Origin of the sequence: Streptomyces sp. CT34 (genome assembly GCF_000805335.1) — a bacterium.
In the GTDB taxonomy this organism is placed as follows: Bacteria; Actinomycetota; Actinomycetes; order Streptomycetales; family Streptomycetaceae; genus Streptomyces.
On the sequence record NZ_KN708638.1, the window covers coordinates 2734317 to 2734577 of the forward strand.

Consider the following 261-nt stretch of genomic DNA (forward strand, 5'->3'; position numbering starts at 1 on the left):
CTCTTCCGCCTGCTCGGCGGCGGGCTCCGGCGCGGCGGCCGGAGCGGTCCCCTTGCGGGTCGCCCGGCGACGCGTACGGGCCGGACGAGCCTCCTCCGCGACGACGGCGGCACCCTCGACCGCCACCGCCGCTTCTTCTTCCTCTTCCGCTTCCGCTGCCTCGGCAGCGGGCTCCGCCGCGGCGTCCGGGGCGCTCACCTTGCGGGTCGCCCGGCGGCGGGTACGCGCGGGCCGCGCCGCCTCTTCGGGAGCGGCGGGGCG

Annotated in this window: 1 protein-coding gene; it reads right to left on the reverse strand. The window is 80.5% G+C overall.

The features are described from left to right. On the reverse strand, window positions 1–261 hold a 261-nt coding region (locus RZ84_RS39675), incomplete at both ends, for a hypothetical protein (RefSeq protein ID WP_198539975.1).